The sequence below is a fragment of the Acetobacterium fimetarium genome (assembly GCF_014284475.1).
Taxonomy (GTDB): Bacteria; Bacillota; Clostridia; order Eubacteriales; family Eubacteriaceae; genus Acetobacterium; species Acetobacterium fimetarium.
This window is the reverse complement of the sequence record NZ_WJBC01000004.1, coordinates 194314-210431: the sequence shown is the minus strand read 5'-3', so window position 1 is coordinate 210431 and position 16118 is coordinate 194314. Positions and strand designations below refer to the sequence as shown.

The following is a 16118-nucleotide window of genomic DNA, read 5'->3' as shown; positions in this document are numbered from 1 at the left end:
CAAGATAAGATATCTCACCAGAAATGGTTAAGGTCCCTGGTAGACGACCAGGTAGATAGGCTGGATGTGGAAGTATGGCAACATATGGAGCTGACCAGTACTAATCGACCGAGGTCTTGATCCAAGATTTTATACACTGTGCTGTTTCGAATGATCGACAGATAAGAAACAACAATTAAATAGATTAAGCTAGTCTCGCGACGATGGCGGAAGGGCCACACCTGTTCCCATACCGAACACAGAAGTAAAGTCTTCCAGCGCCGAAAGTACTTGGTGGGTAACTGCCTGGGAGGATAGGACGTTGCGGGGCTTTTTTTAATGAAGCCGTGCAAAAAAATAGATTCATAATGAAAGATATAAGGAACCTTAATATCTTTCATTATGAATCTATTTTTTTATGGGGCGAAGCCCCAAACGGAGGCGCAGTGAAACGGAGACGGAGTTGCACGGATTCATTAGACGGCAGTAATTCTATGTGGAGCCATCTGGCGACTGACGCGACTGAGGCGTAGCGAAGCGGAGACGAAGTGCCGCATGAGCGAGTATAACGGCAGTGAAGTTAAGAGATAGATATAAGGATACTTAATATCTTTTATTATGAATCTGTTTTTTTATGGGGCGAAGCCCCTAACGGAGGCGCAGCGTTAGCTGTGACGGAGTTACACGGATTCATTTCACGGCAGTAATTTTAAAGTTAGCCAATAAGTATGACAATCCAACATCATTAATTCAGCAAATATATTTATAGCCTACACAAAAAAATCACACTGATTTGTTATATTTAGTAAAGTAAAGTATAAATCAGTGGAGGAATCAAAAATATGAAAAACAAACGAATTCAATTAACGGTATTGGCAATGATCATCATGAGCATTTTTACTTTCAGTGGGTGTTCAAGCACGAGCGCAAGTGGCACAGCAACGTCTTCAACAAGCGGGACAATTGTCTATGGTAAAGTCACCGGAGTCAGCGGATCAGAGATTACAGTTGCGCTGGGGACGATGAATGAAGGGGGCGGTGATCAGCCAACCGGAGAAAAACCAAGTGGCGAAGCCCCAACCGGAGGACAAACGAGTGGAACACAGACCACTGGCGAAACACCACCAGCTCAGCCAACCGACGGAGGCGCAGCAGCTGGTGGAACGACACCGCCAGAAGGAACAACCGGCGAAGCGCCTGAAATGCTGACATTGACAGGCGAAAGTCAGACAATTACGCTCTCAGATTCAATTACAATCACCAGGCAGACTATGCAGGAACCGGGGACCCAGTCAACCAATGCAACGGTAACCAGTGATCAATCAGCAAGTAGCTCTGATATTGCGGTGGGAAGTATTCTCATGATAACCTATACGGGTAGTTCAGATGAGATTGCGTCCATCAAAATTATGGGAGGCGGTCAGTAGCATCCCACCAATGATATATTAAACAAAAAAAGTTCTAAGACCACAGCAAAGGAAGCCGCGCCTGAGTTAAATTCAGGTGGGGCTTCCCAATAAAAAGGAAAAGCATCATTTACAGTGTCTTCCAGATATTCTTCTGATAATCCAGAATCGCCCGATCACTTGAAAACAGACCGGAGTAAGCCACGTTGCTGAGGGACATTCTAAACCACTGATCCGGACATTGATATAAATCATTGATATGCCTCTGTGCGTTTGCATAGGAATCAAAATCCTTTAACACAAAGTAGCTGTCGTTATACAAAAGCAGTGAGTCATAGATGCTCTGGAAATGTGAAAAGTTACCAAAAGTTCCATCGATAAGCTGTTGCATTATTTTCTGGATCCGGGCATTATTTTCAAAAACTTCAAATGAACGGTATCCGCCGGATTTCTCAAAGCTTGCGACTTCATCGGAAGAAAGACCAAATGTGACAATATTCTCATCGCCCACAGCTTCATGAATCTCAATGTTCGCGCCGTCCATGGTTCCGAGCGTGATGGCACCGTTCATCATAAACTTCATATTTCCGGTACCTGAGGCTTCTTTACCGGCCGTCGAGATCTGTTCGGAAATATTGGCGGCCGGATAAATAATTTCACCCAGCGTCACATTGAAATTCGCAAGAAAAACGACCTTGATTTGATCCTTGATGGAAGCATCGTTATTGACAAGATCAGCGATGGCATTGATCAGCCTGATGATTTCCTTGGCAAAATAATACCCCGGAGCTGCCTTTCCGGCAAAAATGAAGGTGTGCGGGACAATCTCCATCTGGGGGTTCTCTTTCAGATGATTATATAAATCAAGAATATGAAGCGCATTCAAAAGCTGACGTTTATATTCATGAATCCGTTTGACCTGGATGTCGAAAATTGAATTTGGATTGACCGTGACAGGGTTATGTTTTTTTATATAGTCAGCCAGATGTATTTTATTGGTCAGTTTGATTTGATCGTATTTTTCCATGAATGAAGCATCCTCGGCATATTTCATCAATTCTTCAAGAGCGAAAAGATCACTCTGCCATTCGGTACCGATGGAGGCATCGATCAGATCGCGAAGCCCGGTGTTGCTGTTAATCAGAAAACGACGAGGTGTGACGCCATTGGTAACCGAATTGAAGCGCTCCGGGAAAATTTGGTAATACCCCCTGAAGGTTTCTTCTCTCAGAATTTTGCTGTGAAGCGCGGCGACACCATTGACCGAATGACTGCAGACGACAGCAAGGTTGGCCATGTTGATTTGTTCATCTTGAATAATGGCAAGCGCAGCGATTTCGGATTCATTCAATCCATACTTGATCCGCAGCTTATCCAGAAATTGGCGATTTATTTCCTCGATGATCATATAAATCCGGGGAAGCAGCAATTTCAGCATATCCACCGGCCATTTTTCCAAAGCCTCCGGAAGTACCGTGTGGTTGGTGAAAGTCAGGGAATTGACGGTGATTCGCCAGGCATCCATCCAGCTCAGCCCCTCATCGTCCATCAGAATCCGCATCATTTCAGGGCCGCACAGAGCCGGGTGGGTATCATTGATATGGATACAAATTTTATTGGAGAACTCATCCAGACATTTGTTGTTGTATCGTTTATATCGCGTAATAATGCGCTGCAGACCGGCTGAGACAAAGAAATACTCCTGCTTGAGCCGCAGCAGTTTACCGTCAAATTTGTTGTCGTTGGGGTATAGAATCTGAGTGATGGCTTCGGCTTCGGATTTATGACGAACGGCATCCATGAATTGGCCCTGATTAAAGCTGGGCAGATCGAAATCTTCAACGGGTTCGGCACTCCAGAGACGCAACGAGTTGACCGTTTTGTTGTGATAGCCTTTGATGGGGATATCGTAGGGAACAGCGAGGATCGGCTCGTAATTCTCATAAAAAAAAGTCAGAACGCCGTCGATCTTGTCATAGTGGATATCGCCATAGAATTTAACAATGACGGATTCATTGGGTTTTCTGATTTCAAAGGGATAACCGTGTCTCAGCCAGTTGTCCGCCACTTCAACCTGCTCGCCATTGATGATTTTCTGTTCGAACAGCCCATGCTGGTAGTGGATGCCATTGCCGTGAAACGGCAGTCCCAGGGTGGCGGAAGATTCCAGGAAACAGGCCATTAAGCGGCCGAGGCCGCCATTGCCAAGACCGGGGTCAGCTTCCTTGTTAAGGATTGTTTCATAATCCAGTCCCAATTCCGAAATGGCAGTTTTCACGATATCTTCGATCTCCAGGCTGTTGATGAAGGCTTTCAGCAGTCTGCCGATCAGGAACTCAATGGAAAAAAGGTAAACCCGTTTATGCGGAATTTCATCATACTGCTTGCTTGTTTTGGCCCACAGGGAGCCGTTTTTTTCCATGATGATTTCCGCGAGGGCTTCATATTGGTTGAACAGTGAGGCTTCTGAAAAGCATTCGCCGGAAACTTCTTCAATTTTCTGTATATAGGCATTTTTAAAGGTTTCAATTGCTTCAAATCGTTCGGATTTATTCATTGGAATTCCTTTCTTACTAACACTAATTTTTGGCATTTGCAAAAAAAATGCGGTGCGCTTCACTGCCAGCTCAGGACTTATTTTTTTATCTACCCCCAATCGCCGAAAAAAAACACAAAGAAAGTTCCAATAAAAAAGGATTGCGCAGGCGCAATCCAGAGACTATAGACAAAGGTATACAGCAGTACCGACAATTGTTACATCATGTTGTATGCATCATGGCGGACATGGCGTTAGCCTGTCCGATCTTGCAGCATACAACAGATTAACAATTGGTCGGTACGGGGCATGCCGACAACCTGAAGATTGCAAAGACGCAATCCTTTTTGTTTAAAGAGCTTGACTGGTGTCGAGTGTGATCATGACGATGGCATAGGCAAGCGGCTGCAGAATAATCGGATCTTTTAGCGATAGGGTTTCTCCGGTAATCATTTCCAGCCCCTTGAATCCTTCGTAATCCAGGTATTGAAAGAGATGAACCGCCTTGAGACTTCGATTGAAAAGACACAGACAGCAAGTATTTTCATCACGTCTTTCAAAAACGAAGAGGTCATCGCTGGCTTCATAGGGTTTCCATGATCCGTGTTGAAAGACCGGGTTATCGGCCCGAAGTTTTGTGATTTGCTGATACCATAAAACCAAGTCCCGGTCTTCTTTACCCCAGGGATAGGTACTGCGGTTGTACGGATCTTCAAAACCCTGAACGCCGGCTTCATCTCCGTAATAGATGCAGGGAACGCCCGGAAAGGTCATTTGGATAAGGCTTAACATTTTCAGTCGCTGATGAGCCAGACTGTACTGCTCTTTTGTTAAACGATAATGTTCGTGGTCGGCATATTCATCGGCTTCTCCCAACACGGTAAGAATCCGGCAGCGGTCGTGTGATCCGATCAGATTCATGTTTCCCATAAATTGCTCACGGGGATAGTTTTCATAAAGCGACATCATGACAAGCACTGCAATTTTGGCGCTGGTTTTTCCCAGGACAAAAGCAATAAAGGTTTCGCGAAATGGATAATTCATTACGGCATCCAGTTCGAAGCCTGAAAAATAGGTGCGCAATTGATTGTATGCAACTTTTCGGGAGGCATCCTCCCAGACTTCTCCAATCAGAACACTGTCAGGATTTTCCTCCAACATGGCGATTTTCAAACCTTCGATAAACGGGTCGGGCAGCTCATCGGCCACATCCAGCCGCCAGCCGGAGATGCCGGTCCGTGTCCAGTGCCGCACGACGCTGTTATCATCCTTAAAAATGAACGACTGAAAGCTGGGGTTCATCTCAGAGAGATTGGGCATCGCGTCGATTCCCCACCAGCAGTCGTATTTGATGGGATAGTGATCAAAGGTATACCAGTCATAATATGGCGATTCGGTTGACTGGTAGGCGCCAAGCTCCGGATAATGACCATAGCGGTTGAAGTAGATGCTGTCATCACCGGTATGATTGAAAACACCATCCAGAATCACATGAATATTTCGTTCTTTGCAGGCGGCAATGAACTTTTTGAATTTCTCCATCGTTCCCAGGATCGGATCGATGGTCATATAGTCGCCGGTATCATAGCGATGATTGCTTTTTGATTTAAAAATCGGATTAAGATAGATGATGGAAACATTGAGACTTTTCAGATAATCCAGTTTTTCGGTAATTCCATCCAGCGTACCGCCAAAAAAATCCCAGTATTCGATGTGACCGGAATTATTTTTGAAATAATGGGGAGAATCCGACCATTTGGGATGGACAAGCACTTTTCTCGGGAAATTCTCGAGACTGAAATCGGAGCCCCGGTTGAATCGATCCGGAAAGATCTGATACATGATACCATTTTTATACCATTTTGGTGTGGTTCGTTTGGGTTCATAAATGGTAATCTGATAGGAAGGCGGAATATCCTTATAAATCTGGCCTTCCCCGCCGAGACGATTGCCTTTTGTTCCGTAGGTGTAGGAACAGCCGCCAGTTTCAAATTTAAAGTCATACCACAGGATGCCGGTGGCATCGGGTATTTGCAATTCAACCTCCCAGTAATGTGAAGTGGCTGAAGGTTTCATGGAATACAAGACCTCGCTTTCCTCAAACAATGTTCGCAATTGAACGTTGTTGAGATCACGACCATAGACGCTCAGGGTGATGTTGCTTCCTTTGGGGAGGGCACCAAAGGGAGCACGGTATTTCAGATCCCAGGAATTATGTATGAAGTTCATGATGGGCGGCTTCCTGTAATTTTTTGTAATGCGTCAAATACATCTGCGCTGAACGTTTCCAATCAAAATGCGAGTTAAAAGCATTGCTGACAATCCGGTTGAATGTGGTGTGATCATTGTGATAGAGGCTTACTGCTTTTTGAATGGTAAAGAGCATGTCATGCGCATTGTAGGTTGCAAAACTGAAACCATTCCCTTCATTGGTTTCAGAATCGAAATACGAAACAGTGTCTTTGAGGCCACCGGTTTCTCGGACAATGGGCACCGCCCCGTAGCGCATAGCAATCATCTGAGACAAACCACAGGGTTCGAATTTTGATGGCATCAAAAACAGATCGCTGGCGGCATAGATTTTTCGGGAAAGTGATTCGTCGAAATCGATGATGGTGACCATTTTATCCGGGTAATTGTAGGCGATGCTGCGGAGTAGATTTTCGTAATTTGCTTCGCCGGTGCCTAAAACAACCAGTTGTAGATCCAGCTGCAGTATTTCATGGATGACATTGGCCACCAGATCAAGTCCTTTTTGTTCAACCAGACGGGTGATCATTGAAATCATTGGCACATCTTCCCGGATGGGCAGGTCAAGATAGTCCTGCAGGGCTTTTTTATTCTCGGCTTTTTTCTTTTTGGAAGTGGTATAGGGAACAAATAATGCCGGATCATCCTTGGGGGTATAGATTGATTCGTCGATGCCGTTGAGGATGCCTACAACATGGTCGCCGACATCCCCAATGACGCTGTCCAGACCTTCTCCGTAGTATGGATCTTTAATCTCCTGGGCGTAGGTTGGACTCACGGTGGTGACGAGATCGGCCGAATACAGAGCCCCCTTCATGAGGTTTATTTTTCCGTAGTATTCCAAATCGGAAGGCAGAAAGCCGAGATGGAGGTACTGATTGATGTCACTGAAACCATAAATTCCCTGGTACTTTATATTGTGGATGGTAAAAACACATTTCGTATTTGGAAAGAGCGGTCGATATTGATGCCGCAGCAGGTAGGGGATCGCCGCTGTCTGCCAGTCGTTGCAGTGAATGATATCCGGCTCAAAATCAAGTGATGGAATTGAATCAAGAACAGCACGGCAAAAATAGAGAAAGCGTTCACCATCGTCGAAATAATTATAAAGCGACGGTCGTTTAAAAAAGCTCTCGTTATCGATAAAGTAAAAAGTGATACCCTCGTATTCACAAGTGGAAATGCCGCAATAGTAGAGCGTGGCATTCATGTGAATATGAAAATGGCAAATCGGTTTGATTTTCCTCTTCAGTTCTTCCGGTATGGTGCTGTAAAGGGGAATAATAACCCGGGCATCGACATCTTTGGGAAAGGACTTTGGCAGTGCGCCAATGACATCCCCCAGTCCACCGCTTTTGGCAAAGGGGTAGGCTTCCGAAGCAACAAACAATACGTTTAACATTTAAATTACCGTACCTTTCTTTAAAATAATGGGATCCTCAGGTTTGCCGATCAGCACCGTATAATCGCTGATTTTCGAATCTTTGTCCATGACGACATAATCGAGGGTAACGTGTTTGCCGATTTTGCATTTCTGCATGATGATGCTGTTTTTAATCTGCGAGCCGCGCTCCATCAGGACATCCCTGAAAATAATACTGTGGGAGATGGTGCCGTCAATGATGCAGCCGCTTCCAACAATCGAGTTGAGCACACTGGATGGCTCGTGATAAAGGCTGGGATGGTTATCTTTAATCTTTGTGTGGATGGATGCCTTCCCAAGAAAAAGCTCCTGCATGATATCATATTCGAGCAAATCCATATTGGCTTTCATGTAACTTTCCAGGTTGTTAATCCGTTTCAGATAACCGGTGTGCTGAACCCCGAAGACCCGCAGGGTATCAAGATTGATCGTGATCATATCCAGTAAATCCCATTCGCCGGAATATTCGGAAAGATCCATAAATTGAATTAAGAGTGATTTTTTTATGATCAGCATTTCAGAATAGAAGTGTTTGGTAGTATGTGTTTTCTTGTAATGAATACCACTGATCCGCTTGTTGCAGAATTCCAGATAGATGTCATCATCTTCAAGGTTATATTTAGCAGCATCCTTTTTATAAATCAATGTCACATCGCTGTTGTTTTTTAAATGAACCTCGTAGGCGTGTCTGAAATCAAAGGAGGTTACAATATTGGGAGAGGCAATAATGACATGTTCACCGGCAGCTGTTTCCAGATAATCACGGTTATTCTGCAAACTTCTGAGATTGATTTTCATCTGATGGCCGATCCGATTGTTGCCGACACCGGCAAGGATGGAAAGGTCCTGGGTTTTTCGACTCAGTGACCACTCTTTTCCGGTGCCAAGATGATCGACGAGGGAACTGTATTTATGGCTTCCCACCACACCGATATGGGATACGCCGGAATTAACCATGTTGGAAAGGGTAAAATCAATAAGCCGATAACGGCCGCCAAACGGAAGGGTGCTTAAACTGCGATGATGAAGAAAGTCTTTCAGGGAAGAGTCTTCGCCATTGACATTCAAAATAAGCCCAATTGCATTTTTCATTGTGAGTCACTCCTTTTATGAATTGATAACGTGGATTTCAGGAGGTTTGCCTAATTCATCAGTGATCCGGACGTCACCGTTGATCCGGGCTCTGCCGCCAATGATGCAGTTTTCGAGAATTGCACCATCTTCGATAACGGCACCGGTATGGATAATGGTGTTTTTTATAATCGTATTTTTGTGAATGACAATATCGTGGGAAAGGATGGAATGCTCGACCTGCCCGCAGACGATGCAGCCATCACAAATCAGACTGTTGCTGATTTTAGCCTTGGGACCGACAAATTGTGGATGGCGACTGTCATTGTTGGAAAAAATCCGGAAAGTCTGGTCATTCAGGTTTAAACTGCAATCAGGATCAAGAAGATCCATATTGGCATCGTAGTAGCTCTGGATCGTCCCCACATCCCGCCAATAGCCGGAGTAGGGATAGGCATAGATGCGCTTTTTATTTTCATGGAGCATCGGAATCACGTTATTGCCAAAATCGTGTTCGGATTCACGGTTTCCGGCATCATCCAGCAGGGCTTCTTTGAGGACTTGCCAGGAAAAAATATAGATGCCCATGGAGGCCTTGTTGCTTTTGGGGTTTGCCGGCTTTTCCTGAAATGTCTGGATACGGTCCTCTTTGTCGGTGTCAACAATTCCAAAACGATGGGCATCGTCCCAGGGAACATCCATGACAGCGATGGAAAGATCGGCTTTTTTCTTTTTATGGAAGCACAGCATTTTGGAATAATCCATTTTATAGATATGATCGCCTGACAGAATCAGGACATACTCCGGATCGAAGTTGTCAATAAAATCGATATTCTGATAGATCGCATCGGCTGTTCCGGCATACCATCGGCCGCCTTTTTGGCCCATATAGGGAGGCAGGATATGGGCACCACCCTGGACCTGGTCCAGCGCCCAGGCGGAGCCATCACCGATATAATTGTTTAGAATATAGGGCCGGTATTGGGTAAGCACGCCGACCACGTCAATGTCGGAATTCATGCAATTACTCAGGGGGAAATCGATGATGCGGTATTTTCCGCCGAACAAAACCGCCGGTTTGGCGTTGTTAAAGGTCAGTGGTCCTAAACGGCTTCCCTGCCCGCCCGCCAGGAGCATTGCAACACATTCAGTATTCATTTTTACCTCCTTATTTTACGGTCCATATTTCACGCTGATAGTCGGAAATTGAACGATCACTTGAGAACATTCCGGATTGCGCAATATTGGTGATGGACATTTTCGTCCAAATCTGTTCGTTGCGGTAGAGATGGTCCACACGGTTCTGGGCATCGGTGTAAGCATTGAAATCCTTAAGCACAAAATAGGGATCATTATACAGTAACAGAGAATCATAAATTGACTGGAAGTTCAGCCCGAACCCGAAGGTCCCGTCGACTAACTGATGCAGGACCTGCTGGATGCGCGGATCCTGTTCAAAGATATCGACCGAACGGTATCCGCCGTACTTGTTATAATTCGATACTTCTTCAGAAGTCAGTCCGAATGTGACAATATTGGTTGGACCAACGGCTTCCGCAATTTCGATATTGGCACCATCCATGGTGCCGAGCGTAACGGCACCGTTCATCATGAACTTCATGTTGCTGGTACCGGAAGCCTCTTTTCCGGCCGTCGAAATCTGCTCCGAAATATTTGCCGCGGGATAGATTTTCTCAGCCAGTGAAACATTGAAGTTGGCCAGAAAAGCAACTTTTATTTTAGTATTGACGGTATTATCGCCGTTGACCAATTCGGCAATGGCATTGATGAGTTTGATGACATCCTTGGCATAGTAATAACCGGGAGCCGCTTTGCCGGCAAAAATAAAGGTTCGCGGCGCCATTTCCAGGTTCGGATTTTCTTTAAGCCGGTTGTATAAGTACAGGATATGAAGCGCATTCAAGAGCTGTCTTTTGTATTCATGAATGCGCTTGACCTGGATGTCGAAAATCGAGGTCGGATCGACGTGGAGCCCGATACGCCGGGATATGTAATCGGCCAGCTGACTCTTATTGGAAAGCTTGATGGCGTTGTATTTTTCATAAAACACCGGATCATTGATGAAGTTCAAAAGTCGCTTCAACTGAAACAGATTGGTTTCCCATTCGTTGCCAATGGACTCATTCAAAAGATTCTTCAGTTTGGGATTGTTGTACATCAAAAACCGTCGGGGGCTGACGCCATTGGTGACGGAGTTGAAACGCTCGGGAAAGACCTGATAAAAACCGTGAAAGGTTTCCTCGCGCAGTATTTTGCTGTGAAGGGAAGCAACCCCATTGATGGAGTGGCTGGTTACAATCGATAAATTGGCCATGTGAACCTGACCGTCTTTGATGATGGACAGGGAATGATTGCGATCCGGATCATTGGGATAGTTGAGATCAAGCTCTTCGATAAAACGACGATTGATTTCTTCGATGATCATATAGATTCGCGGCAGCAGTTTGCTCATCATATCGACCGACCATTTTTCCAGGGCTTCCGGCATGACCGTATGATTGGTGAAGCTGAGGGAAGCGACGGTCATTTTCCAGGCATCATTCCAGCCCAGTCCTTCCTCATCCATGAAAATACGCATGAGTTCAGGACCGCACATGGCGGGATGGGTGTCATTGATGTGGATGCAGATTTTTTCGCCGAAACCATCGACAGAGTTACTGTTATTTCTTTTATAATGGGAAACAATGCGCTTCAATCCCGCGCAAACAAAGAAATATTCCTGCTTGAGACGAAGCAGCTTTCCATCAAATCCGCTGTCGTTGGGATAAAGAATCTGACTGATGGCTTCCGCCTCGGATTTCTGGCGAACGGCATATAAAAACTGGCCCTGATTAAAGGTGGGCAGATCAAAGCCGTCAATCGGTTCGGCGCTCCAGAGTCGCAGGGAGTTGACGGTCTTGTTGTGGTATCCCATGATCGGAATATCATAAGGAACAGCCATGATGGGTTCATAATCTTCATGAACAAAGGTCAGGTTCCCGTTGATGTTTTCAGCATGAACATGGCCGTAGTATTTCACGATCACAGATTTATCCGGCTTCCTGATTTCAAAAGGATAACCGTTCTTCAACCAGTTGTCAGCCACTTCAATCTGTTCGGCATTGATGATGCGCTGTTCAAAGAGCCCGTATTTGTAGCGGATGCCATTGCCGTGGGCAGGCATTTTCATGGCGGCCGATGAATCCAAATAGCAGGCCATCAGCCGGCCTAAACCACCGTTACCCAAACCGGGATCCGATTCCTGAGCCAGGATAGCTTCATAGTCCAGCCCTAATTCGTCGAGGCTTTCAGTGACAATTTCTTCAAGGGATAGATTATTGATGTAGGAATTAAGCAGTCTTCCGATGAGAAATTCAATGGAAAAAAAGTAGACCTGTTTGGTTGGTTGCTTATTATACTGCATGTTTGTTTGGGCCCATTCGGCACTGATCTTTTCCATGACCAGTTCGGCCAGGGCCTGATATTGTTTGAGAACGGAAGCGTCGGCGAGACAATTCCCCGAAACCTCTTCGATTTTCTTGATAAACTCCTTTTTAAAGGCGTCCTTTTGTTGTGATTTATCTGAAGCATCCATGTTTTTTCCTTTCAAGACAAAATGCAATTGAGAGCATCGTTTCTGATAAGCACGCGTTTATCAGTATCCTTATTTACTGGTCTTGGGTTTTGATTTTGTGTCAGAGGTGCTTTTTTTGGAACTGATTCTGGGAATAATTCCTTTCAGGATGATGAATGACGATGGCGGAATGTTGACGGATACAGAACTGTTTTCGCCATGAAACGGAACAGCCTGGCTTTTCATGCTTTTTTTCATCTGGAAGCCAGTGCCGCCGTAGGCAACCGCATCGGAATTAAAGGCCAGACGATAGTTTTCTTTGCCGGCGACTCCTACCCGGTAGTCAGTGTAGCTGAGTGGACAGAAATTTAAGATAATGATGAGATCATCGTTATCATCGGGCGTCATCCGTTTGAAAATAAGAATACTCTGATCGCGATTGTTTGCTTCCAGCCATTTAAAACCATTCCAGTTATGGTCACAGGTCCAGAGCGCTTTTTCTTTCAGGTAGAATTTATTGAGATCTTTAATAAAAGTCTGAATTTGCTGGTGCTTTTCATATTCGAGCATAAACCATTCCAACGACTCATCCACACGCCATTCCAAAAAAGGTGCGATTTCATTGCCCATGAAAGAGAGCTTTTTTCCGGGGTGGGTCATCATATAGCCATACAGAAGACGGAATTGATCGAATTTCATGTCGTAATCGCCGAACATTTTGTCGAGAATGGTTCGTTTACTGTGGACCACTTCATCGTGGGAAAGAGGAAGAATGAAATTCTCGTTAAATGCGTAAGCCATTGAAAAAGTCAGCAGATCATGGAAGCGGTTCCGAAAATAGGGATCAGTTTGCATATAATCCAGCGTATCGTGCATCCATCCCATATCCCATTTCAGATTAAAGCCGAGGCCGCCTTTGTTCACCGGCCAGGTCACCATTGGATAGGCCGTCGAATCTTCGGCAGACATCAGCGCAAAAGGAAAATCCCTGAAAATAATCGTATTCAACTCCCGTAAAAAAGCGAGGGCTTCAAGACGATCAGAGCCGCCCTGAGCATTGCGGTGAGGCTGGCCGTCCAGTCCATGATTCAATTCAATCATGCTGGCGACGCCGTCAATACGGAGACCATCAGCATGGTATAAGTCCAACCAGAAATAAGCATTGGAAATAAGAAAATCCAGCACTTCAGGTTTGCCGAAATCAAATTCCATGGTTCCCCAATGATGATGTTCAGCGTATTCATACTGATCAGTACCGTCAAACCGGTAGAGTCCGTGGGCGTCTTTACAGAAATGTCCCGGAACCCAATCGAGGATGACGCCGATACCGGCCTGATGGCAGGTGTCGATAAAATGCATCAACCCCTGGGGATCACCGTAACGGCTGGTGGCGGCATAGTATCCCGTGAGCTGATAGCCCCATGAGCCGTCATAGGGGTGCTCCATGATGGGCATGATTTCAATGTGGGTATAGTTCATTTCCAGCAGATAGGGAACCAGTTGCTCGGCAAGCTCATGGTAAGTCAGATAGCCGCCGCTTTCATTCCGTTTCCAGCTGCCCAGATGAACTTCATAGATATTGATCGGCATTTCAAGCCAATTGACAGCACTTCGCTTTTTTTGCCAGCCTTCATCCTGCCATGAATAGTTGGAAAGATCCCAGATGATGGAAGCTGTTTTTGGTTTGACTTCACTGTAGAAAGCATAGGGATCCGCTTTGTAAGCGACTTCACCACTATGCTGTCTGACTGCGTATTTATAAAGCATGCCGGAAGACAATCCGGGGATAAAAAGTTCCCAGATACCATGGGAGTCTTTCACTAAAGTCATGGTATTCCGATCAATATCCCAATTGTTGAAATCGCCGACGACAGATATACTTTGAGCATTTGGTGCCCAGGTACGAAAGATAACCCCTTTTTTGTCGAGATGAGCCCCAAAATAGTGATAGCTCTGAAAACGGCGGTTGGGGATAGAACCGGTAGTAACGCAAATTTCATTCATAATAATGCAACAGTCCTTTCAATAAATAGATTTAATGAGGGAAGACACAAACATTCTGATTTTCTGGTTGTAAATATTTTATCACAATGACAGGATAATGATAGTGAAAATTTTTAAACAAAGTAAATTCTTTTTAACAATTAAGCGCAAAATGTAACAACTGGATGCTAGACCATTTTATTGTTTTTGGACAAAGACCAGTACAAATTAATTTTACCCCCTAAATTGAGAATTACGCAAATAAAATATAGTCCTACCAGCAAAGCGAACAGTCCGCCGAGATTTCCATATAAGGTGCTGTACTTATTGGAGTTGTTGACGAACCAGGTAAAAATCCGGAAAGCGACATTGAGACCGAGTGTTGCAAATAAAGCACCGGGCAGTCCTTCGGTAAATTTCAGTGGCTGGGCAGGTGCGGCTACATAGATCAGGCTGAAAATCAGCATCGATGCCAGCCAGGAAAAAATGACGGCAAAGAGACGGATAAAGGGATAGTAGTACAGATAGACCCCGAGTTTTTCAAAAATAATGGCACCAACATCGGCGCTGATAATGTAGGCGATGACGAGCAGCAGGATTGCCAAAGCGAACAGCAGGGTAAATATAAAGGATAATGACCAGATTTGCGCGAGACTGCGGGTTTCCTCCCGGCCATAGGTCTGGTTGATTCCAATCATGATGGCCCGGATGGCTAAAGTTGAAAAGAAAAATGAAACCAGGATGAGACCATAACTGGAATTTGAAAATTGGCTCGTCAGTGAATTCAAAAGACTGGTCACATAATTATATGAAAGGTTTGGTAAAAAAATTCTTAAAATATCATACAGATAGGCTTCAAAGGGCGTGACAATTTTCCCGATAAAGGAAATCAGAAATAGCAGCAACGGGAAAAAAGCCAGCAGAAAATAGAACGACATCTGCGAACAAATCCCCTCAAAATCAGTGCGATCGAAATCTTCCATAAAACGGAAACCGAGTTGGACCAGCTTAGAATTCAACAAGCGTTCAATCATTGCGGGCCTTCCTTTTCCGGGCGGCCAGCAGTTCAACCGAAAAAAGATTGACGACGCCACCCAAAGTCAGCGAAAAACAAATAATGAAGATGACGATAAATAGCGAAAAAGGCCCTTGAATATTAAGAAAAAAAGTCGCATAATCCAGAAATGCATCGGCAAAAAAGGCATAAATCAAGAGAATGATAAACCAGCTGATGCTCACAAAAAATCCGCCGGGACAGGCTTCATAAAAAGTGAGATGATTTTTGGGCGCAAACATATAGATAAAAGTAAAAATAAAAGTGGTGACGATGATGATATAGATACAACTAAAAATTGCGATAAACATGGTAAATAATCCAGAGAGATCCAAGGTGACAAAAATAAAATGAAAAACCTTCTCACCAAAAAGATAGAGAAAAAGCGTAAAAATAATAATTGAAAGAAACAAAAACAGATAAAGAACGGATTGAATCCAGAGGGCAATGATACCGCGAGTTTCATTCGGTTCAAAAATACGATTGAGCGATTTAATCAGCGAATGCATGGCTGAGACGGATATATAAAATATGAAGAATCCGATCACCATATTGGTGCCCAAAGAAAAGGAAATGGTACTGGCATTATCCATCGAAAAATAAATATAATTCATGATAGAAGTCGGCAATATATCGGCCAGCAGTGATACCAGCGTATTATTGACTTCGATGGAGAACCAGTTGACAAAATTGTAGATCAGCATCATAAAGGGAATAAAAGCCAAAAGCGCGCGATAAGACATCTGCGCCGAGAGATTCACAATATTATTTTTTTTCCCCTGGGTTATCAGAAAGCGGCTGAAGCATTTTAAAAAGGTCATGGCACCCTCCAAATCCACCTG

10 protein-coding genes and 2 rRNA genes are annotated in these 16118 nt (G+C 44.6%); 3 read left to right on the top strand and 9 right to left on the bottom strand.

Annotated features, from left to right (window positions below):
- The 3 genes from GH808_RS04695 to GH808_RS04685 all read left to right on the top strand — a co-directional run.
- Positions 1 to 124 (top strand): 23S ribosomal RNA (locus tag GH808_RS04695); the annotation flags it as partial.
- Positions 125 to 193: 69 nt separating this feature from the next.
- Positions 194 to 310: ribosomal RNA gene (gene rrf / locus GH808_RS04690) — 5S ribosomal RNA — on the top strand.
- Between the two features lie 511 nt (positions 311 to 821).
- Positions 822 to 1406 carry a hypothetical protein gene (locus tag GH808_RS04685; RefSeq protein WP_186841628.1) on the top strand — a complete coding sequence of 195 codons (585 nt, stop codon included), beginning with the start codon at positions 822 to 824 and terminating at the stop codon, positions 1404 to 1406.
- Between the two features lie 109 nt (positions 1407 to 1515).
- Here the strand turns inward: GH808_RS04685 and GH808_RS04680 are convergent, their stop codons facing one another.
- The 9 genes from GH808_RS04680 to GH808_RS04640 form a co-directional block, all read right to left on the bottom strand.
- On the bottom strand, positions 1516 to 3942 hold the full coding sequence (locus GH808_RS04680; RefSeq protein ID WP_186841627.1) for a glycogen/starch/alpha-glucan phosphorylase: 2427 nt from the start codon (positions 3940 to 3942) through the stop codon (positions 1516 to 1518).
- Between the two features lie 330 nt (positions 3943 to 4272).
- A complete protein-coding gene (locus tag GH808_RS04675) occupies positions 4273 to 6150 on the bottom strand; it encodes a glycoside hydrolase family 13 protein (protein WP_186841626.1) in 1878 nt (625 codons plus the stop codon).
- Positions 6134 to 7573: a glycogen synthase GlgA gene (glgA, locus tag GH808_RS04670; protein WP_186841625.1), complete on the bottom strand. Its 1440-nt coding sequence runs from the start codon at positions 7571 to 7573 to the stop codon at positions 6134 to 6136. The genes GH808_RS04675 and glgA overlap by 17 nt, the downstream gene beginning before the upstream one ends.
- On the bottom strand, positions 7574 to 8686 hold the full coding sequence (gene glgD / locus GH808_RS04665) for a glucose-1-phosphate adenylyltransferase subunit GlgD (RefSeq protein WP_186841624.1): 1113 nt from the start codon (positions 8684 to 8686) through the stop codon (positions 7574 to 7576).
- Positions 8687 to 8701: 15 nt separating this feature from the next.
- Positions 8702 to 9823, bottom strand: coding sequence for a glucose-1-phosphate adenylyltransferase (locus GH808_RS04660; protein ID WP_186841623.1), 1122 nt, complete (start codon positions 9821 to 9823; stop codon positions 8702 to 8704).
- Between the two features lie 10 nt (positions 9824 to 9833).
- Positions 9834 to 12260 carry a glycogen/starch/alpha-glucan phosphorylase gene (locus tag GH808_RS04655; protein ID WP_186841622.1) on the bottom strand — a complete coding sequence of 809 codons (2427 nt, stop codon included), beginning with the start codon at positions 12258 to 12260 and terminating at the stop codon, positions 9834 to 9836.
- Positions 12261 to 12329: 69 nt separating this feature from the next.
- The gene (glgB, locus tag GH808_RS04650) at positions 12330 to 14243 is read right to left on the bottom strand and encodes a 1,4-alpha-glucan branching protein GlgB (protein WP_186841621.1); all 1914 of its coding nucleotides are present in this window, start codon (positions 14241 to 14243) and stop codon (positions 12330 to 12332) included.
- Positions 14244 to 14410: 167 nt separating this feature from the next.
- Positions 14411 to 15256: a YihY/virulence factor BrkB family protein gene (locus GH808_RS04645; protein WP_186841620.1), complete on the bottom strand. Its 846-nt coding sequence runs from the start codon at positions 15254 to 15256 to the stop codon at positions 14411 to 14413.
- Entirely contained in the window at positions 15249 to 16097 is an 849-nt protein-coding gene (locus GH808_RS04640) for a YihY/virulence factor BrkB family protein (RefSeq protein ID WP_186841619.1), read from the bottom strand. The genes GH808_RS04645 and GH808_RS04640 overlap by 8 nt, the downstream gene beginning before the upstream one ends.
- Positions 16098 to 16118: the final 21 nt, after the last annotated feature.